We start from the raw sequence: 20,279 nt of genomic DNA on the forward strand, positions 1-20,279 counted from the left end.
TGCTGCGAAATGTGGGATTTGCGGTTAGGTTTGGAAACGTGAGAAGCCTGCCAAATGTCCTAGCCATCGTCCTCGCCGGCGGCGAGGGAAAGCGTCTTTTTCCCCTGACCGAAGACCGCGCTAAACCCGCCGTGCCTTTTGGCGGTTCCTACCGCCTCATTGACTTTGTCCTGTCCAATCTGGTCAACGCCGGTTTCCTCAAGATTGCGGTGCTGACCCAGTACAAGTCCCACTCCCTGGACCGCCACATTTCCCAGGCGTGGAACTTAGCAGGGCCGACGCCGCAGTACATTGCCTCGGTGCCTGCCCAGCAGCGCCGCGGCAAGCGGTGGTACAACGGCTCCGCGGATGCCATTGTGCAGTCGCTTAACCTCATCTATGACGAGAATCCGGACTACGTCATCGTCTTCGGCGCAGACCATGTCTATCGCATGGATCCGGCGCAGATGGTAGAAGAGCACATTGCCACGGGGCTGGATTGCTCGGTGGCCGGCATTCGCGTGCCGCGCTCGGAGGCAACGGCGTTCGGATGCATCCAGGCCGATGGCATGGGAACCATCACGGAGTTCGTGGAAAAGCCTGCGGACCCACCGGCTACGCCGGATGATCCGAATATGAGCTATGCCTCGATGGGCAACTATGTCTTTACGGCGCAGGCGCTTATTGACGCCCTCTTGGAGGACGAAAAGAACGAGGACTCGGCCCACGATATGGGCGGCGATATTATCCCGTACTTTGTGGAGCGTGGGCAGGCGCATGTCTATGACTTCATGGCCAATGAGGTGCCGGGGTCTACCGAGCGCGATCATGGCTACTGGCGCGACGTGGGAACCATTGATTCCTTCTATGAAGCGCACATGGACATGATTTCGGTGCATCCGATCTTTAACCTCTATAACCGGAATTGGCCGATTCACTCCACGGATGACTCCAATTTCCCTCCGGCGAAGTTCGTGCAAAATGGCATCGCGCAGTCTTCGATGGTGGCGCCGGGCTGCATCGTCTCTGGCGGCACGGTGCGCAATTCCGTGCTGGCGTCTGATGTCCACGTGGCCGATGGCGCCACGGTCGAAGGATCGGTCATCTTGCCGGGCGTGCGCATCGGCCGTGGTGCGGTGGTGCGCCGCGCGATCCTCGATAAGAACGTCGTCGTCAGCGATGGCGCAATTATCGGCGTGGACCGCGAGCGTGATGAGGAGCGCTTCAAGGTTTCTGACGGCGGCGTGGTTGTCGTCGGCAAAAACCAGAAGGTCTAGAGTTTCGTTACGAGGGTGAGCCCGGACCCCAACGGCAAGCGGGTGACGTTCGCGCCCTCGAGCTCGCGCAGGTACTCGTCTGCTTCGCGGGCGGCGGCGGTGTCGCGGTCGGTCCGGGAGACGTCGGCAAGCGTGCCATCGAGCAAAGAATTAGCCAAGACCAGGGTGCCGCCTTGGTGCAGCAATGGCCACGCGGCCTTGATGATGGCGGGGAGCTCGAGCGCGGCGACGTCGGCGTAGATGACCTGGTAGGCATCATTAGCCAAGCGGCCCATGACCTCGAGTGGGCGAGACGGCAGGAAGCGGCCGCGTGAAGGTGGATAGCCCGCCTCGCGGAAGGCGGTCTTGGCGCTACGCTGGTGCTCAGCCTCGGGGTCGATGCAGGTCAAAATGCCATTATCGGGCATGCCGGCAAGCAGGTAGAGGCCTACCACATTGGCGGCTGGGGTGATCGCCACGGACTGGGGGCGTTCGGTAGAGCTGGACGAGGCGGCCGTCAGCGTGGCGAGCAGCTGGCCCGTTGATTCATCAGGAACGGGCAGACCGTACTCATCGGCGTGGTCGCGCGCGCCACGCAGGGCCGCCGAAGGCTCGCTGGTGGTCTCGATATAAGAACGCAGTGCTTCATATGCGGTAGTAGTCACGTAATAAACCTTAGGGAAAAGTGTCCGTCGATGTGGCAAAAACGCGCCTAGCCAGCAAGGTTGTGGTAGGTGGGGATAATGTGACGGACTCACAGGAAATTATCAGCACTGTGGCTGGAGTTTCACTTTGAAGTATAGAAAGATGACATGCATGACAACAACGAAGCGCGATGCCGAATCCCTTCAGCCCGCCACCCCTGAGGCGGCGTTGACCGGTACCGCGGCGTTCGATGCCGGCGAAGCCGACATGCCCGCTTGGGGTGATCTCGTGGCCGAACACGCCGATGGCGTTTATCGCTTGGCGTACCGACTCTCTGGTAATCAGCACGATGCAGAGGATCTCACCCAGGAAACCTTCATGCGCGTCTTCCGCTCCCTGGATAAATACCAGGCCGGTACGTTTGAAGGCTGGCTGCACCGCATTACCACCAACCTCTTCTTGGATATGGTTCGCCACCGCTCCAAGATCCGCATGGAGGCCCTGCCGGAGGATTATGAGCGCGTGCCCGGCACGGATATGACCCCGGAGCAGGCCTATACTGTGGCCAACTTGGACCCGGCGCTGCAGTCTGCGCTCGATGGTCTGGCTCCCGATTTCCGCGTGGCCGTGGTGCTGTGTGATGTGGTTGGCATGAGCTATGACGAAATTGCAGAAACCCTAGGCGTCAAGATGGGTACGGTGCGCTCTCGCATCCACCGTGGTCGCTCGCAGCTGCGTGCGGCACTCGAAAAGGAAGCACAAACCAATGCGGAAACCCGCATGCTGCTGCGCACGCGTTTAATCACCGCGCGCTAAACTTTAAAGAAACTGCATAGTCCCCGCTGCCGGCGGGGACTTTCCGTGTCACTGAAGGCCAAGCAACTAGTGGAGGAGGGTGTCGATGGACTCGCTGCGAGGACGCCGGCCCGTGTCCATGCTGGGCGTGCGCGGCGGATTCGATACTGCCCAGGCCAAGGCTCGCGATAAGGCGAAAGCCAAGGCTCGGCGCAGCGATACCATCGGGCACCTTGGCCCTGAGGCTGTCGTTGCCTTCGTAGACGGGGAGATGGAACCGAAATTCATGCACCGCGTGCGCATCCACCTGGTGCACTGCGCCGAGTGTCGTGCGGATGTGCACCAGCAGCGCCATGCCTCAGAGTGGGTTCGCCACTGCGCGGATTCCGCGAAGGTCAAGGCACCGCAATCCCTGCTGGCAAAGCTCGCGGGCATTGCCACCGAAGAGGTTGCGCCCGGGCCGGATGCTGCAACGCCTGTGTACCGGCCGCAGCAGGATTTCTTGGACAAAGTGGAGATGGTGGTTCGCGCAATCAAGCACAATCAGCGCGGCTAAGAGTGAGGGACTAGTATTTAACCGTGTTTTCTTCCATTGGTTGGCCCGAGATTTTCGTCATCGTGGTTTTGGGCATCATCGTCATCGGCCCGGAGCGCATGCCCGAGGTGATTAAGGATGTGCGCGCGGCCATCTACGCGGCGCGCAAGGCCATCAATAACGCCAAAGCGGAGCTCAATGGCGAGATGGGGTCGATTACCTCGGAATTCGATGATATCCGCGGCCCGCTCACCCAAGCCGCCCAGTGGACGCGCCTCGGCCCGAAGGGTGCAATTACCAAGGCGCTTTTCGACGGCGACGATTCCGCCTGGGACGATTTCAACCCCAAGAAAATGGCAGAAAACGTCAAGACCGCTACCGCGCCACAGGAGCCGGAGGAACAGCCGCAGCCTCAACCGCAGCAGCAGCGCCGCCCGAGCTTCGACTACTCCCAGGTCTATGCCGAGCAGCCGCAGCCAGAGCCTCAGCAACGCCCTCAAGCGCCCCAGCCAACGGAGCAGCCCGCGCCAGAGAAAAAGCCGCCACGCGGTGGGCAAGAATCCACCGGCGGCGGCTTGTGGGGCGATGTAACCTAGAGCGCTAGTTCACGCCCAAGTTGAGGTTTTTGCCCACCAGGGAATCAGAACGTATGGCCAGCTTATCGGCCACTGCCTGGATCTGTTGGGCGGCGGGGGACTCGGGGGAATCGAGAACAATCGGTGTGCCGGCATCGCCACCGCTGCGCAGGGTGGGATCCAACGGCACGGAGGCCAGCAGTGGCACCTCATGGCCCAAGATGACGCCTAGGCGATCGGCCACAATCTGTCCGCCGCCAGAGCCAAAGACATCCATGGTGGAGCCATCCGGCATCACCATGGCGCCCATGTTTTCAATTACGCCGGCCACGCGCTGGCGGGTCTGCTGGGAGATGGATCCGGCGCGCTCTGCCACCTCGGCCGCCGCGGCCTGCGGGGTGGTGACAATGAGTAGCTCCGCATTCGGGATGAGCTGGGCTACGGACAAGGCGACGTCGCCAGTGCCCGGAGGCAGATCCAAGAGCAGCACGTCGAGGTCGCCCCAAAAAACGTCAGCCAGGAATTGCTGTAGCGCGCGGTGGAGCATGGGGCCGCGCCAGACCACTGGGGCATTGCCCTCCACAAACTGCCCGATGGAAATGTGCTTAATGCCATGAGAAATCGGCGGCAGCAGCATCTCATCATCGAGCACCGTCGGACCGTCGGTGCATCCCAAGAGGTTAGGCACGGAGTGGCCGTAAATATCGGCGTCCACAATGCCAACCTTGAGGCCCTTCTGGACCAGCGCTGCGGCAAGGTTTACGGTCATGGAGGACTTGCCCACGCCGCCCTTACCGGAGGCCACCGCGAAAACGCGAGTGGTGGAATCCGGCTTTGCAAATGGGATTTCCGGCTCGGCCTGGCCGCCGCGGAGCTTCTTCTTGAGCTCGCGACGCTGCTCATCGCTCATGGCTTCCATCGTCACCGTGACGTTTCCAACGCCCTTGATATCCTCTACCGCAGCGCGGGTATTGGACTCGATGGTGGACTTCATGGGGCAGCCAGCGATGGTGAGGCAAATTTCCACGGCCACGTCATTACCGGTGACGGTAACGGACTTCACCATGTTGAGCTCGGTGATGGGGCGGCCGATTTCGGGGTCTTCGACGCGGGAGAGTGCCTCGCGTACGGCGGATTCAGTAATAACGCTAGACATAACCCTTGCCATCTTAGTCACGCCGCAACAGGAGGTAAACACACCCTCGGTGTAGAATCAGCTAGACGCTCACGTGCCGCTAACTAAAAGGAGAAGAGTATCGCTATGCGCAGCTTTGCCCGCCCCGCCCGCGCCATTGCCGGTGTGGTGCTGTCCGCAACGCTGCTTACCGGCTGCTCTTCCCAGTTCGATACCAACCCCTTTGCTAAGAGCTCCCAGAGCGAGCCCATCGGCATCTTGGTGGATACCAATGAGACCGACCAGCTGGTCCTTGCAGAGATCTACCGCCAGGAGCTGATGGGTCAGGGCCGCGAGGCGTCCATTGTGAAGGAAGACATCTTCCAAGAGACCAAGGGCGGGCGTTCCATGAACCCGGGCGGCAATTTCTATGTGGGCTGCACCGGCGCGTTCCTTAATATCCTCAATCCCGGTGAGGCGCGGGCGATTTCTAAGGATTACAAGAAGGCACAGAAAGCTTCTGAGCCCGGCGGGGAGGACTACCTGGCGCGGACCCACATTGCGCTCATGTCGAGCTTGCCCACGGATACCACCACGGTCGAGCCTTCCGGTGCCAGCGGCTGCGAGGAGGCTGAGCCCGAGTTGCCAGAGAATTTCGTGGTGCTCTATCAGGACGATCTCTTCGACCGCGAAGAGCGCCAGGCCGTGGCCTCGCTGACTAAGTTCCTTACCCAAAAAGATCTCTCTGACATGGCCGAAGAGGTAGAAAACGACGACTCCAGCGCGGAGAAGGTCGTGCGCTCCTGGATGAATTCCTCCGGCGTCGACATTGCCCATGAAGAAGGCGACTCCGATTCTTCCGGCGGGTCGAATCTCACTGGTTCTTAATATTTGACCATTGGCAGGTTTGTGTGAGTTTCCCGGGCTTGTTGGCAACTTGGAGCTCCCGCTGGTTAGCAACCGGCAGACCAACACCTCCACAGGATCAAGGACACGTGTGACTCGATATGGAACCATTCTGGGCTTGTGAATTCCGACGCTAGTGCTTTTCATTGCTCCCGGGTTTGAGTGACAAGCATCCGCGACACGATTGGACATATCGAGTAAGCGCGCTAATTCTTAACCCGCTCCCTTGGCGCTCATGGGAAAGCGACCGCCAAGACAATAGTGTTCCGCTGGTGAGCGCGAAGGAATCGGAGATGAGAAAAGACGTGAGAGGGCAAGAACGCCGAGGGAGTGCTCCGGCAGAAGCAAGAACAGAAGCTTTACTAATGCTGGTGTCGGCATGAATAAACCCCAGTGAGGAGGTCCTCACTGGGGTTTAAACGGGGTAGAGGCGACTAGATATCGAAGGCCTCTTCCAGCAGGTTCTTCTGCTCAATCTGGTGCACCTTGGCGTTACCGGTGGCAGTCGAGGACTGAGCACGGCGGGAAACGCGTACCAGCTCCGGCATATCCGGAATCAGGGTGCGCAGGTGCTCGTTGTAGAACGGCCATGGGCCCTGGTTGGCCGGCTCGTCCTGAACGAAGCGGACCTGGGTGGCATTCGGGTAAGCCTCGAATGCCTCGCGGAGGCGGTTGAACGGAATCGGGTGGAGCATCTCCACGCGGACGATGGCGATGTCATCGCGGCCGTCGGCCTCGCGCTTCTTTTCCAGATCCCAGTACAACTTGCCGGAGACCAGCATGATGGTCTTGACCTTGTCGGTATCGCCGACCTTCTTGCCGTTGATATCAACGAAGTTCGGGTCATTGATAACGGACTGGAAGCGCTTGACCTCGGTGAAGTCTTCCACAGCAGAGGTGGCCGCCTTGTTGCGCAGCATGGACTTCGGGGTGAAGACGACCAGCGGGCGCTTCATCTCACCGAGGGCCTGACGGCGCAGCAGGTGGAAGTGGTTAGCAGGGGTGGAAGGCTGAGCCACGGTCATGGAGCCCTCAGCGCACAGCTGCAGGTAGCGCTCGATGCGGGCGGAGGAGTGGTCCGGGCCCTGGCCCTCGTAGCCGTGTGGCAGGAGGAGTACCAGGCTGGACAGCTGTCCCCACTTGGCCTCACCGGAGGAGATGTACTCGTCAATGATGGTCTGGGCGCCGTTCGCGAAGTCACCGAACTGTGCTTCCCAGGCCACGAGGGCGTCTGGGTTGCCCACGGTGTAGCCGTACTCGAAGCCCATGCCGGCGTACTCGGTCAGCGCGGAGTTGTAAACCATGAACTTGCCGCCGTTGCCCTTGGAGGTGGCGACCGCGTGCATCGGGTTGTACTCGTTGCCGTTGCGCGGGTCGAAGGTGACGGCGTGGCGCTGGGTGAAGGTACCGCGACGGGAATCCTCACCAGCCAGGCGGACAACCTTGCCCTCACCGGCCAGGGAGCCGAAGGCGATGAGCTCGCCCCAGCCCCAGTCGATGCCGCCCTCACGGGAGGACTTCTCGCGCTCCTTGGCTACCTTGCCCACGCGCTTGTGGTACTCGAAGTCCTCTGGTGGGTTGCCATAAGCGGCGCCCAGCTCGGCGAGTTCCTCGGCGGTGATGGAGGTATCCAGGCCGCGGGTGAGCTCCTGGGAGGAGGTGATGCCGGTCTGCTCCTTCGGGCGAGCCTTGCCAGCTTCCTTGTGCTCGGTAAAGACGGATTCCATCTGGTCGTGGAAGTCGCGAGCGGCTGCCTCGGCGTCCTCGGCGGAAAGGTCACCACGGCCGATGAGGTCGTTGGTGTAGTGCTCGCGCACTGCCTTGTGCTCGTCGATGACGGAGTAGAGCTCCGGCTGGGTCATGGACGGGTCATCGGCCTCGTTGTGACCGCGCAGGCGGTAGACCATGAGGTCGATGAAGACGTCCTTGCCAAACTGGCGGCGGTACTCGGCTGCCATCTGGCCTACCCAGACAACTGCCTCTGGGTCATCGCCGTTGACGTGGAAGACTGGGCAGTCGAAGCCCTTGGCCAGGTCGGTGGCGTAGTGGGTGGAACGGCCGGAGTCCGGGGTGGTGGTGAAGCCCACCTGGTTGTTGACCACGATGTGGACGGTGCCGCCGTTGGTGTAACCGCGCAGCTGGGACAGGTTGATGGTCTCCTGAACAATGCCCAGGCCGGTGAAGGAGGCATCGCCATGGAGCATGACCGGAACAACGGTGTGGCCCTCTGGGCCCTTGTCCAAGATGTCCTGCTTAGCGCGGGCGATGCCCTCCATGACCGGATCCACGGCCTCAAGGTGGGATGGGTTGGCGGCGAGGGTGACCTTGATTTCGCCATCGCCAAACATCTGCAGGTGGTGGCCCTCGGAGCCCAGGTGGTACTTCACGTCACCGGAGCCGCCGAGCTGGCCGCCCTTGTAGTTGCCGTCGAACTCGCCGAAGATATCGGCCAGCGGCTTGCCCACGATATTGAACAAAACGTTCAGGCGGCCGCGGTGCGGCATGCCGATGACGACCTCGTCCAGATCCTGGCCGGCGGCGGTATCAATGATGGAATCCAGCAGCGGGATGAGGGTCTCGGCGCCCTCGAGGGAGAAGCGCTTCTGGCCCACGTACTTGGTCTGCAGGAAGTTCTCGAATGCTTCTGCGGCATTGACCTTCTGCAGGATGTACTTCTGCTCCGCGTTGGTCGGCTTCGGCATGCCCGCCTCCAGGCGGTCCTGCAGCCAGCCGCGCTCATCGCGGTCCAGGATGTGGGTGTATTCGGAGCCGACCTTCAAGGTGTAGGCGGCGCGCAGGCGGGACAGCACCTCGCGCAGGGTCATCTGCTCCTTGCCACCAAAGCCACCGACGTTGAAGGTGCGGTCCAGATCCCAAATGGTCAGGCCGTGGGTCGCGATGTCGAGGTCGCGGTGGTCCGGGTTAGGCAGGCCCGGCTGTACCCAGCCCAGCGGGTTGGTATCGGCCAGCAGGTGGCCGCGGGAGCGGTAGGACTCGATGAGCTGCATGACGCGGGTGTTCTTGTCCACGCCGGAGTTCGGCACGTCCTGTGCCCAACGGAACGGCTCATAAGGCACGCCCATGGAGGAGAAGAGGTCGTCCCAAAAGGCGCCGTCGACAAGCAGCTGGCCAATGGTGCGCAAGAACTCGCCGGACTCTGCACCCTGGATGACGCGGTGGTCATAGGTGGAGGTCAGGGTAACCAGGCGGCCGACGCCCAGGTCCGCCAAGCGGTCCGCGGAAGCACCAGCGAACTCGGCCGGGTAATCCATGGAGCCCACGCCGATGATGGAACCGGCGCCCTTGGTCAGGCGGGCGATGGAGTGGCGGGTGCCGATGCCGCCTGGGTTGGTGAGGTTAATGGTCACACCAGAGAAATCATCCATGGTGAGCTTGTTCTTGCGAGAACGGGTAACGATGTCCTCGTAGGCCTCAACGAACTCGGAGAAAGACTTGGTCTCGCACTCCTTGATGGCGGCGACGACCAAAGCACGGGAGCCATCCTTCTGCGGCAGGTCAATGGCCAAGCCTAGGTTAATGTGCTCCGGCTGGATGACATAAGGCTTGCCATCCTTTTCCTCGTAGCGCACGTTCATGTCTGGGTGCAGCTGTACGGCCTTAACCATGGCGTAGCCGATGATGTGGGTAAAGGAGATCTTGCCACCGCGAGTGCGCTTGAGGTGGTCATTGATCATGGAGCGGTTTTCCCACATGAGCTTGACCGGCATATCGCGCACGGTGGTAGCGGTAGGAATCTCCAGGGATTCCTCCATGTTCTTCGCAATGGCCTTGAACATGCCCTTGAGCTGGTGCTCCTCGCCGCCCTTGTAGTCTTCGATGCGGTCGAGCGGGGACTCGGACTTCTTCACGGACTGCTTGGCCTTAGCGGACTTTTCCTGCGCCTTGGCCACGGACTTATCCACGTTGGTCTCGCGGGCCTCCTGCTTGCGGGCGGTAGTGGTACCCTCAGTCTTCTTTGCGGCAGGCTTAGACGGCTTCTTCGCGGCCTCCTTGGCTGGGGCCTTAGACTTAGGCGCGCCGTTTGCCTCGAAGTAGTCGCGCCACTCCTTATCTACGGAGCTAGGGTCCTTGGAGTACTGCTGGAACTGCTCGTCTATCAGCCACGCGTTGGGGCCGAAGATATTCGATGTGCTCACGGCAGGTATTCGCCTCATTTCTCTGCTTTAAAATGGTCGTTTATTCGACTTTAGTGCGGCCTTTGGACAAGCGCATAGGCCGCTCGCCAAAGAGTCTGCCTACATGATACGGGTCATACCCCTAAACTCACTATGTTAGGGGTATCAATAGCCCCACTTAGTGGTTCCCGGCTACCCCTAGGCTTGGGTGAGGGGAGAAAGCTGCTCGCTGGCATGCTCGATGACCTGCTTGGCCAACTTGCGGTTGGCGGTGGTGCCCAGCACGGCGCCGATGCCCATGGGTATGAGCTTGCTGATCCACGCCCACTTCAGGCGCTTGGTGATTTGCTTGGTAAAAAGCTTGGTCAAGCGGCCGTTGATGCCAGACAGCGTCGGGCCGGAGAAGCGGGAGAGGCTAGCGGCCGAGCGCATGCCCGCCACGCTATTGAGATCGCCCACAAAGGTATCCACCAAAGCGGAGCCCTTCGAACCGGTCAGCACCACAAGTACAAGGGCGCGGCGGCGCTCGGGGGACTTGATGTCATCGCCACGCAGGTAGGCCGAAGCCAAGATGTACCACGCGGCCGCCTCCAAGAAGACCACGGATTCGCCGGCGATGGTAGCTGTGCCGGTTACCAAACCGACACCAGGGATGGCAGCGGAAGCACCGGCGGCCGCACCGGTGCCGGAGGTGATATTGAGGAAGTGCTTGTCAATGAGCTCCTGCAGCTGCTGCGGGCTCGCGTCCTTATTGCGCTTCTTTAGGTTCTCGACGTACTTGATGATGACGCCGGACTGCACGGCCACTGCGCGGTCCAGGGAATTGAGGAGCGCGGAGGTAAAGCGGTTGGTATCTTCCGGATCGATGTCATAGGTATCGACGGTATCGACCTCGGCGGAGTTGTCCTTTTTGTCTTTAGTAAATAGCCCCATTTTTTCCTTCTCTTTTGCTAAAACTTATCTGCGCCCAGCATAGTAAAGGCTCTATTTATGCGCCGCTGCGCCGTAATGAGATCGCCGAGGGCGTGCAAGCGACCTAAGCTAGTGGGTATGGTTACGCCGCACGAGAACAACCGCGATTCCGGGGGTTTCCCTCTGGAGGAATCCTTCGCGGCGGCGCGCCTGAAAGCGGAGCAGGCTCACGAACGCGCCCGCCGCGCGCACGAAGAGGCCCAAAACGCCCTGGCAGATGAGCTCACCGTGCGCACTACCTCCGGGTGGGTGCGCGGCGTTATAGAGGAGGACCTGCGCACCGATCGCCCCATTAGCGCCGGTCCGGTGCTCACCTGGCGCGGCATCCCCTTTGGCGATACCACCGCCGGGGACAACCGCTTCCGCGCCCCGCAGCCTGCACCGGCTTGGGATGGCGTGCGCGATTGCAGCCAATTCGGCCCACCGGCCCCGCAGCCCACGTACTCCTGGACTGATCGCATTATCGGCTCCGAGGACTGCCTGCACCTCGACATCGTGCGCCCGCGCACCGAAGAGAAGCTTCCTGTGGTGGTCTACCTGCACGGAGGCAGCTTCATCATGGGCTCGTCGCACATGCTCATGCTCCGCGGCTTTGAGCTGGCTACCCGCATGGAGGTGGTCTACGTATCCATTAACTTCCGCCTCAACTCCCTGGGCTATTTGGATCTGCGCAGCCTGGGTGGGGACTGCAGTGCTAACCCGGCGGTGGCCGATCAGATCCTGGCGTTGCAGTGGGTGCGCGACAATATTGCGGCCTTTGGCGGCGATCCTGAATCCGTCACCCTCATGGGGGAATCGGCCGGGGGCGCGGCGGTTCTCACCCTCATGACGAGCCCGGCCGCGGAGGGACTCTTTCACCGCGCCATCGCCCAGTCCCCGCCGATTGCGATGATCCATTCCCGCGCCCAGTCCACCTTGTGGGCGCGCGAGCTGGTCCACCGCATGGCCTTGCCCCGGCGCACCTCGGTGGAGGACCTGCGCCAGGAAAACTTTGCCGATCTGGTGCGCTCGGGCCAATCCATGATGTGGCGGGCCGGCGAGCTCATTCACCTCAATTCCTGCTACGCGCCCACGGTGGATGATGAGCTCATTCCGGAACACCCCATAGCTGCCTTTGAAAATGGGCACCAGCACCAGGTTCCGCTGCTCATCGGCACGAACTCGGACGAGGCTAGCTTTGGTAAATTCCTCTTCCAGCGTCAAAGCTCCCGCGAGCGCGCCGCCTTGCGCCTCCTGGCTTCCTTCGATCCCCAGCACGCCCCCGAAGTCGTCGCCGCCTATGACGGCGCGGTGGCCCGGGAGGACTTTGCGCACCTGCTTGCCGACGCCCTCTTTTGGGCACCCTCCACCCGCATCGCCACCGCGCATGCGCAGGCGGCACCAACGTGGATGTATCGCTTCGACTTCGCCTCTGCCGTGCTCAAGTGGCTGGGCCTAGGAGCCATGCATTCGATGGAGCTGGGCAATGTCTTCGGTGACCCTTACTCCTCGCGCGCGTCTTTCCTTACCAATTGGGGCTCGCGTGCGGAGATGGAAGAACTTACCGCCACCATGCAGCAACACTGGTCTGCCTTCATCCATGGCGGCCGCCCGGAGATGAGCTGGCCGCGCTACGGGTCCACTCAGCGCGCCACCATGATCTTCGATGCCGAGGCCTATATTGAGCACGCGCCGCACGAGCTCAAGCGGCAAGCCTGGGAGGGATACCATATGTTGGAGTGGGGAAGTGGGCGCCCGGAGCTGGTGAGATCCTTGGGCTTCCAACCATCCGGGTGGGAATAACGGTAGACTCCACAGTGACCGCGGGCGGCGGCTTGCCTACCGTGGGAACCTCTGCTTCCGAAGGATGGATTTTAAACCACCATGAGCTTTTTCGAAGATATTGCTTCTGCATTGGATGCCGAGGGCATCGAGTCCCGCGTCAACGATGACGTCATGTTCGTTCCAATCACCTCTGATCTGGAAATCCAATTTATTGAAATCGATCCGCTTCTTCCCGCCGCGAACGTCTACATTGCCGCGGCGGATGTTGATGAAGACGATGAGGAATTCGAGGCAGTCCTCGTCTCCGTCGCCTTCTCTGTAGATGATGCCGTGGAGGCGGTGTCCCGCCACATCGCTACCGACCAGGTGGTCACCGTCCTGCGGGACCTGCTGGAAGGCACCGATGAGCGCATCGCGGAACTAGAATTTGCCCAAGATGAGCTCAACCCGCACCTCGTCGTGGCTGAAGTGGCCAACGACTCGGAGCTGCGCGTGCTCGTGGAAACCATCGACGGCGTCCCGTCCGCCATCGTGCGCTTCCTTGCCTTCGACTTCGACGAAGACGATCTCGATGACATGGAGGATGAGGCAGTCGCCCTCGCCTGGGAAGTGGACGAAGAGGATGAGGACCTCGACGAGGCTGACCGCCTCGCCCTCTTTGATAACGCCGAGTTCGATGACGTTCCCATCGTGGAGGTTCCCGCCGAGGCCCTTGAGCTTGGCACCTACACCGACTTCGATCGCCTCTTTGATGTCCTAGGCCTCGTCTCCGAGCAGGCCCTGGACTGGGAAGCACAGCTCGTCTCCTTCGATGACGAAGACTACGAAGAGCCTGACGTCTACGACATCTTCGGCGAAGACGACGAGGACGAAGACGAAGACTACTTCGACGGCGACGATGCCGACCTGGACGACGAATCCGTCGCCCCCGCAGCTGACGAAAAATAATCCCCGCCTCCCCGTAGCCCAGCCCCGCCGTCTCCCGCGGCCGGGCTGGGCCTTTCCCGTTTTAGGGGCCCTTTTGTGTTGCTACTTTCGCGCGCCGCCAATTAGGCTTTAGGGCATCCCCAGCCTGCAGCTGGAAATCCGCCCTAAACCTAGCCTTGTGAGGAGGAGAAGACCATGGCGATGACCCGCGATACCACGTGGCGCTACGTCCTTGTTGTAGTAGCCGTGGCACTCTCGCTTGCCGCGTGGTTTTGCACCGTCTTTGGGGTGTACTCCACGGTAAATATGACTTTCGAGTCCTACCTGACCGCCAGCGTCTGGGTTCTCCTCCTAGCGGCCGCGGTGCTGCTATATACCTCGCAGCATGGGCTGGTGCCTAACTGCATCCTCCTGTATCCGATCTTCGGCGCCTCCATCAACCTGCTGTTGGGCTCGTTGACGGTGCGCACGCAGGTGCCGATGTTCTTCGATGCTGTCGGCACCGCCATCGTCGCCATCATCGCCGGTCCCGTGCTCGGCATGGCCACGGGGCTTACCACCACCGTATTGGGCGGAGCGTACTTTGCCTATAATCTCGCCTTTGCGCCCGTAGGTATCTTAATCGGTGCCGCAGTAGGCCTGCTGGCTCGCCGCGGGGTATTCAACAAGCTGTCCTGGATCATTTTCTCCGGCCTCGGAATAGGCATCGGCTCCGGCGTGATGAGCGTGTACGTACTCATCTTTTCCTTCAGTGGTCACCCACGCAAGGGGCCACAAAACCTCACCAAGTTCTACGAGATGATCGTCCAAGACGAGCGCCTGGCCATCATCTTGCAGGGCCTTACCTCGGACATTCTGGATAAGGTCTTTACCGTCCTCATCGCCTGCTTGGTCCTGCGCTTTATGCCAAAGGTAATTGCCCGGCACTACACGGTGACCTTCAACCACGAGGTGATGAGGAAGGTGCTCCACGCGCCTGACCCGCATGCAGAGTCAGACGCATCTGCGCAGTCAACACAACAGCGCGCGACCGCCTAGGCGGCTTGGCTGAAGCCGGCGAAGAGCGACTCGGGGGAGTGGACCGGCTGATAGGAGCTATCCACGAGCCACACATAAGTGGCATTCGGGCCACGGGAGACCTCGTGGACTGCACCCACCATCTCTGCCGGCACGAGCGTGCGCACCCAGCCCTCGGCCACGGCCGGATCTACCGGCTGACCAAAGTTCTCGGTAATGCGGATGGTGATCAGATAGGCAGGAATGCGGTCTTGCCCAAAGCCGCGCACGCGGGCCTTCACGCGCGCACCCACGCGGTGGCGGGTGATGCTCATGCAATACTCTCCGCCCGGTCCACCGGCGGGCGTCGGCAGTTGCTTTATCGGTGGGCGCCAAGTGGGAGTAGGGCGCGCCAGGGAGCGCGGGTGGTGCATGATGGCGGCGATGGAATTGATGGTGTCATATTCGTGGTAGAGCAAGTCCGCCGCAATCTCGGAAGCGGACTGGGGCAGGTTCATTGCGGTGGGCTGGGGAAACTTCTTTTGTACGTTGTGCATGGCCATCACACTAGAGCCCAGCGTGGACATCGACCCACCAAACGCAAACACCTGTTCGAATGTAAACCGCAAATGGCTTTCGCTGACACCAAGGATTAGAGTTGCAGCCGATATGATGAATACACGTAGTGGGGAAGTAGAACACGAGGAAGCGCCGAAGATCCCGCGCGAAATCTGGGTCATGGTTACCGCCGCCTTTATTATCGCTTTGGGCTACGGCCTCATCGCCCCGCTGCTTCCGCAGTTCGTGGTGAGTTTCGATGTCTCCATGGCTGCCGCGGGCCTTGTGGTCTCCATCTTCGCCGCCTCGCGCCTGCTCTTCGCGCCCATGTCCGGTTCTTTGGTGGACCGCGTCGGCTCGCGCCGCGTTTACCTCATCGGGCTCATGACCGTCGCGGTAACCACAGGACTCGTCTCCATTGCGCAAAGCTACTGGCACATCGTGGCCCTGCGCGCCCTGGCCGGCATTGGCTCTACCATGTTCACCGTCTCCGCCATGGGCCTTATTGTGCGCATGTCCCCGCCGACGATTCGCGGCAAGTGTTCTGCCACCTACGCCACTGCCTTCCTGCTCGGGAACGTCGCCGGCCCCGTTCTTGGTGCCAGCCTGTCCTTCCTGGGCTTTCGCTGGCCATTTTTCATCTACGGTGTGGGCGTGGCGCTGGCCGCGTTCGTCGTCTGGTGGCAGATGCCCCGCGTGAACCACAAACAAGCCAGGAAGGATAAGTTGCCGCCCATGCGCCTGCAGGAGGCCTGGGGTGATACCGCCTACCGTGCGGTGCTGACCTCCAACTTTGCCCATAGCTGGATCAACATGGGCGTGCGCGTATCCGTCCTGCCGCTTTTTGCGGCCTCCATCTTCCACAATGGCGCGGCCGCCTCCGGCCTGGCACTCGCAGTCTTTGCGGCCGGCAACGCCATCGTGTTGCAGTTCTCCGGCAAGTGGTCCGACATCCATGGCCGCAAGCCGCTTATCCTCATCGGCCTTATCGGCTCTGCCATCTTCATGGTGCTCATGGGCATGGCCACCAGCGTGTGGTTCCTCCTGCTGGTTTCCGCCTTCGCCGGCGCCTCCTCCGGGCTTATCAACCCCTCCCAGCAGGCCGCGGTGGGAGACATCGTGGGCAATGACCGCTCCGGCGGCAAGGTGTTATCCACCTTCCAGATGGCCGGAGACTTCGGCCAAATCTTGGGCCCCATGCTCATTGGCCTGCTTGCCGACGCCTCCGGCTTCCCCCTCGCCTTCACCGTCTGCGGTGCCATCGCCTTCATCGGCATCATTGCCTGGGCATTCGGTCGCGACCCGCACGCCGGGGTGGGGAACAAGCCGAAGCGAGTGCCGCAGGGGAAGTAGGCACTTATTCTCGGCTAGAGAATTTCAGCCAATTGGGAAACGCAAAGGTAAACGAAGGCAACGGAGATTACCGCCATCAACGTGTTGACGATCCAACCGTTTCTCCATTGCTTTGGGGTGTGTTTGGTATTCAGCAGCACCAAAAGCGTAAGGCCTAAGAACGGCATAAACAAAGCACCCAGGACTCCGTAGGCGATGATGAGTCCGGTAGGCTTTCCAAGGAGCAGGAGCAGCATCGGTAGAGTTTGTGTGCTGTGGTTTGACCTGGCACTCGACGGGTCAGTTGGATATGACGCAGCGCGTGCTCAAGCAAACGGCGAAGGTGATGAAACCTTACCTGGACCGCGGCCTGCAGGTCATCGGCGTGGAACCTTCTTGTACCGTGATGCTGCAGTCTGAGGAAGTCGAGCTGTGCAGTGACCCATCGATTCAGCGCCTGGCGCACCACACGTATGCGTTCAGTGAGTTCATTGCACCGCGCTTGAAGCAGTTCGTGGAGGCGGGTCTCATCAATCTGAGCGACATCACCGCGCTGACGCAGGTGCACTGTCATGAGAAGTCACTGGGCGACCCGCAGCACGCTGCGGCAGTGCTTGGCGCTTTGGGCGTAGGCGATGAGCAGATTGCAACTGGATGCTGTGGTTTGGCCGACAACTGGGGATTTGAGAAAGGCCTCGCTGAGGTCTCCATGGCCTTGGGTGAGCGGGAACTCTTCCCGAAGGTTCGGGAGGCAGCTAAGGAAGACAATCTCGTCATTGCCGACGGCTTCTCCTGTCGCGCTCAGATCGAACAGGGTGCCGGCACCAACACCCAGTACATCGCTGAGATCGTCTACGGCATCTTCGGCAAGACCAGCTACTACAACTAAACAGGCACCCGATAAAACCACAACAACGGTCGGGCTTCCACCACAAAGCAGGGAAGGTCGGCCGCTGGCTGTTTTGTACTAGCGCTGGTTGTTGTCCACTAGTTCTTGTATAAGTTCGCGGTTAGTACCGCGGCGCAGGGTGGCCGTATGGCTTGTGCGGTCGGCGGCGATCTTGGCCGCCTCAACGCATACATGGGTGGTGCTGTGCCATTTGGGAAGGCTTAAACGCGCTTTCGCGGAATGGCGTGTAAGAGAGCATGGACGAAAAATTTATTTTTCCTCAACGGCGAGAAGTCGGATTATACGAGCATTGTAAGCCGGATGACCCAGAACCATAAGGTCACGTCTAAGCAACAAATATACGAATGCATTAAGTTTCATAGAAATACTATCTGATTGATAAAGATTCCTAATAAATTACAAAGTGTCAGATAAAATGCATTCCTAATGCGTGGAGGATAGCATGTTTCCTTATCTATTGAAGCATCAATAAATCTAAGAGACCTTCAGGCTGTACGAGAATTTTAAGCCTTTCGCCTTGCGTCTCGCGGTGGCCTCGAAAATGACCTCTTTGTGACTGTTCTTCCAGCCGCAAAGGTTGCTTCGGTATCTCTCGTTGGAGTGACCGCTCAAACTGGATGGACTGTTCTTCTGGGGTGTAAATGTACTGGAGGAAGCAGTGTGTGGACGCACTCTTTTGTAGTGTAAGTTCGTTTGTATGTTTGGACATCTCTGCGAGGTGAAAGTCTTGAACCGGTGGATTTTCAAGCGAAATCTAGAAAAGGTGGCCTTACTGTTGGATAGATAAGAGGTTCGAACTTGTGAAAACTGCTGACTGACGTCGAGTTTTGTGGATAGTGTGTTTAGTAAGAGCTAAGTTTCAGGAGGTCGTCAGCATGTCTCGTCAAGTTTCCGTCGATAATTCCGCGGTTGGAAATCTGATTCGCCAGGCATACCAAGCCGGTGGAAAATTTCAATGGGTCCGCGAAAGTTTGGTTAACTCAATCCAAGCTGAGGCAACTTGGGTCAAGTTTGGAATTGAGGAATCGGGGTACGAAAGTCAAGGGGTCCTTCGTCGCTATGTCGCAGATAACGGCCATGGAATGAACGAAGATGAGCTTGGTGACTTTCTTTCTCATTTCGGTTCAGGCGGCCGTGAAATCTCCGATCATGGAAACTTCGGCCAGGGTTTTAAAGCATCGTGTTATCTCTGGAACCCGTACGGAATCGTAGTGCTCTCGTGGACGAAAGGCACTCCAGATGGGCGCATGATTTGGATCCACAAGCGGGTACGGAACGGGACAGAGTACTGGGAGCTGAAAGACTTTGAGTCTTACGATGAAGTCGGAGACCCCTTCGTATCTGACTGTATTCCCCCGACTAGAGAAGCTTTATTTGAGATCGGAGTGGATCCGGACCGCCTGATGTTTGAGCAGATTCGTGAAGCTGGACAGGGCACAGTATTTTTGTTTCTCGGAGATTCCGCGTCGCGAAATACCCAAGGCGGAGATTTTCTTCGTCAAGAAGAACAACAGTCAAGAGGTATTCTTCGATACATAAACATGCGTTTCGTAGAGCTTCCCGACGACGTTGATATCCGTGTGGAGAATCTAGAGAAACATGTTCGCTCCGCAGAACGCCGCGGGTCTAAAGACAACTTTTACCTGGGACCTGATGGTAAAACGACAGTTGGCGTCCATAGTAGAACTCCCAAGGGAATTAAGGGAATGATTCCCGATGGCGCAGTCAAAGGAGTACTGGAGAATGGCCCGTACGATACAAAGTTTCATTGGTACCTCAGCCCTTCTGATGCGAAACCGGTAAAAGGCGGCGATGGCCCTACCAGGCCGGTTATTGCAATTTTGTACCAGGGAGAGGCGTATTCGCTGCTTCAGACGACGAGTGATTTTAGATCCTTTGGGCTGCCAAAGGCGGTTCGAGATCGAGTATGGCTAACGATTGAGCCGCCAGAATCAATTGAAGGCGATGAAACAACTTGGGGAGTTAAGCCACAAGGTTCAAGGAATCAATTGATTGTGTCTGGTGGTGGAACCCTTCCCTGGGCTGAATGGCGCGATTGGTTTTCCGATTCGTTGCCTGATGCGATTACAAACGCAATCTTGCTGTCCGATAATTCGGTTCCCAATCCTGAGGATCTCGAGCAAGAAGAAGCATTGCGCCGAACCATGTCGCGCTTTAGTCAACGCTTCCGGCCAATTCATATTGTGGAGAACCCTAACGGAAATGTGCGTGCGTCTGGGCAAATCTCTTCAACAGGGTCTCCCGAGTCATTAGGCGGTAGCAGGCCGCCTGGTGAAGATTCCGAGACCCACAGTGGCGCAAACGAAGCAACTGGAGGACAAGGCGACACGGCCGTTCTGTCAGAATCTATCGATGGGGACAAAACCGGTGTGCGTCGAGCGAAATCCGATGGCATCCCAAAGGTTTCATGGGATGACGATTTTCCGTTCGAGGATCGGTTCCTCGCAGCGAAGTTCGAGCCCAACGAAAGGTTTAGAACTAATAATGGTGGAACGGGTAAAGGCGTTTTACATCTGAATTTGTATTTTCCGCTTTTCCAAAATGAGTTTAAGTACTGGCAAGAACAGTACGGTCACGCTCCGTATGAAGAAGTCATGGAAATCGTGAAATCTGCATACGAAAGTGAAGCAGTGTCCAAGGTGATGCATGCGAAAAAGCTGAATGGTGCTCGAACAATTAGTCCAGAGGCGCTAGAAGAAGCTGAGTCCCCCGTAGATTTGAGGATTTCTCAAACCGTAGTGAATGCTTGGCTAGGGCCAGAAGCTCTGACTGCTGCGCTGTTGGGACTGGTTAATGTTGAGTCGCGGATCGTAAATCGATTCAATGGGCGTCACTACATCAGAACCGGAGGTTAGATG

General features: G+C 59.2%; 16 protein-coding genes and 1 pseudogene. 11 read left to right on the forward strand and 6 right to left on the reverse strand.

The annotated features are described in order from the left end of the window. The first annotated feature begins 38 nt into the window (after positions 1-38). A complete protein-coding gene (gene glgC / locus QKD99_RS03660; RefSeq protein ID WP_239277895.1) occupies positions 39-1,256 on the forward strand; it encodes a glucose-1-phosphate adenylyltransferase in 1,218 nt (405 codons plus the stop codon). On the opposite strand, the gene QKD99_RS03665 is transcribed toward glgC, so the two are convergent. Then, positions 1,253-1,900, reverse strand: a complete 648-nt coding sequence (locus QKD99_RS03665) for an O-methyltransferase (RefSeq protein ID WP_284836429.1) — start codon at positions 1,898-1,900, stop codon at positions 1,253-1,255. The genes glgC and QKD99_RS03665 overlap by 4 nt on opposite strands. A gap of 151 nt (positions 1,901-2,051) precedes the next feature. Between QKD99_RS03665 and sigE the strand changes: the two genes are divergently transcribed. The 3 genes from sigE (at position 2,052) to QKD99_RS03680 (ending at position 3,806) form a co-directional block, all read left to right on the forward strand. Beyond that, positions 2,052-2,696, forward strand: a complete 645-nt coding sequence (sigE, locus tag QKD99_RS03670; protein WP_239277897.1) for an RNA polymerase sigma factor SigE — start codon at positions 2,052-2,054, stop codon at positions 2,694-2,696. Positions 2,697-2,781: 85 nt separating this feature from the next. Then, entirely contained in the window at positions 2,782-3,231 is a 450-nt protein-coding gene (locus QKD99_RS03675) for an anti-sigma factor (protein ID WP_239277899.1), read from the forward strand. A 23-nt stretch (positions 3,232-3,254) separates the two neighbouring features. After that, positions 3,255-3,806, forward strand: coding sequence for a twin-arginine translocase TatA/TatE family subunit (locus tag QKD99_RS03680; protein ID WP_347950733.1), 552 nt, complete (start codon positions 3,255-3,257; stop codon positions 3,804-3,806). Positions 3,807-3,810: 4 nt separating this feature from the next. Here the strand turns inward: QKD99_RS03680 and QKD99_RS03685 are convergent, their stop codons facing one another. Then, positions 3,811-4,941 carry an Mrp/NBP35 family ATP-binding protein gene (locus QKD99_RS03685; RefSeq protein ID WP_347950734.1) on the reverse strand — a complete coding sequence of 377 codons (1,131 nt, stop codon included), beginning with the start codon at positions 4,939-4,941 and terminating at the stop codon, positions 3,811-3,813. A 105-nt stretch (positions 4,942-5,046) separates the two neighbouring features. On the opposite strand from QKD99_RS03685, the gene QKD99_RS03690 reads away from it, so the two are divergent. After that, positions 5,047-5,787, forward strand: a complete 741-nt coding sequence (locus QKD99_RS03690; RefSeq protein WP_239277903.1) for a hypothetical protein — start codon at positions 5,047-5,049, stop codon at positions 5,785-5,787. A gap of 452 nt (positions 5,788-6,239) precedes the next feature. Here the strand turns inward: QKD99_RS03690 and QKD99_RS03695 are convergent, their stop codons facing one another. After that, positions 6,240-9,980 (reverse strand): multifunctional oxoglutarate decarboxylase/oxoglutarate dehydrogenase thiamine pyrophosphate-binding subunit/dihydrolipoyllysine-residue succinyltransferase subunit, encoded by a 3,741-nt coding sequence (locus tag QKD99_RS03695; RefSeq protein WP_347950735.1) that lies wholly within the window; start codon positions 9,978-9,980, stop codon positions 6,240-6,242. 159 nt (positions 9,981-10,139) lie between these two features. Then, positions 10,140-10,874: a hypothetical protein gene (locus tag QKD99_RS03700; RefSeq protein WP_347950736.1), complete on the reverse strand. Its 735-nt coding sequence runs from the start codon at positions 10,872-10,874 to the stop codon at positions 10,140-10,142. 117 nt (positions 10,875-10,991) lie between these two features. On the opposite strand from QKD99_RS03700, the gene QKD99_RS03705 reads away from it, so the two are divergent. The 3 genes from QKD99_RS03705 (at position 10,992) to QKD99_RS03715 (ending at position 14,642) form a co-directional block, all read left to right on the forward strand. Further along, positions 10,992-12,695, forward strand: coding sequence for a carboxylesterase/lipase family protein (locus tag QKD99_RS03705; RefSeq protein WP_284844048.1), 1,704 nt, complete (start codon positions 10,992-10,994; stop codon positions 12,693-12,695). A gap of 81 nt (positions 12,696-12,776) precedes the next feature. Further along, on the forward strand, positions 12,777-13,625 hold the full coding sequence (locus tag QKD99_RS03710) for a DNA primase (protein WP_179386333.1): 849 nt from the start codon (positions 12,777-12,779) through the stop codon (positions 13,623-13,625). Between the two features lie 174 nt (positions 13,626-13,799). Then, positions 13,800-14,642: a hypothetical protein gene (locus QKD99_RS03715; protein WP_347950737.1), complete on the forward strand. Its 843-nt coding sequence runs from the start codon at positions 13,800-13,802 to the stop codon at positions 14,640-14,642. On the opposite strand, the gene QKD99_RS03720 is transcribed toward QKD99_RS03715, so the two are convergent. Next, positions 14,639-15,157: a hypothetical protein gene (locus QKD99_RS03720; protein WP_239191617.1), complete on the reverse strand. Its 519-nt coding sequence runs from the start codon at positions 15,155-15,157 to the stop codon at positions 14,639-14,641. The genes QKD99_RS03715 and QKD99_RS03720 overlap by 4 nt on opposite strands. A gap of 112 nt (positions 15,158-15,269) precedes the next feature. Here QKD99_RS03720 and QKD99_RS03725 point away from each other — a divergent pair, with 112 nt between their 5' ends. Further along, positions 15,270-16,511, forward strand: coding sequence for an MFS transporter (locus QKD99_RS03725; protein ID WP_347950738.1), 1,242 nt, complete (start codon positions 15,270-15,272; stop codon positions 16,509-16,511). Between the two features lie 14 nt (positions 16,512-16,525). On the opposite strand, the gene QKD99_RS03730 is transcribed toward QKD99_RS03725, so the two are convergent. Further along, positions 16,526-16,747, reverse strand: coding sequence for a hypothetical protein (locus QKD99_RS03730; protein ID WP_347950739.1), 222 nt, complete (start codon positions 16,745-16,747; stop codon positions 16,526-16,528). Positions 16,748-16,755: 8 nt separating this feature from the next. On the opposite strand from QKD99_RS03730, the pseudogene QKD99_RS03735 reads away from it, so the two are divergent. Together QKD99_RS03735 and QKD99_RS03740 are read left to right on the forward strand one after the other, a co-directional pair. Then, positions 16,756-17,379 (forward strand): annotated as a pseudogene (locus QKD99_RS03735) ((Fe-S)-binding protein); the annotation flags it as partial. Between the two features lie 896 nt (positions 17,380-18,275). Beyond that, a complete protein-coding gene (locus tag QKD99_RS03740; protein WP_347950740.1) occupies positions 18,276-20,276 on the forward strand; it encodes an ATP-binding protein in 2,001 nt (666 codons plus the stop codon). The last annotated feature ends 3 nt before the right edge of the window (positions 20,277-20,279 follow it).

The organism is Corynebacterium sp. c3Ub_189, assembly GCF_039907195.1.
Taxonomy (GTDB): domain Bacteria; phylum Actinomycetota; class Actinomycetes; order Mycobacteriales; family Mycobacteriaceae; genus Corynebacterium.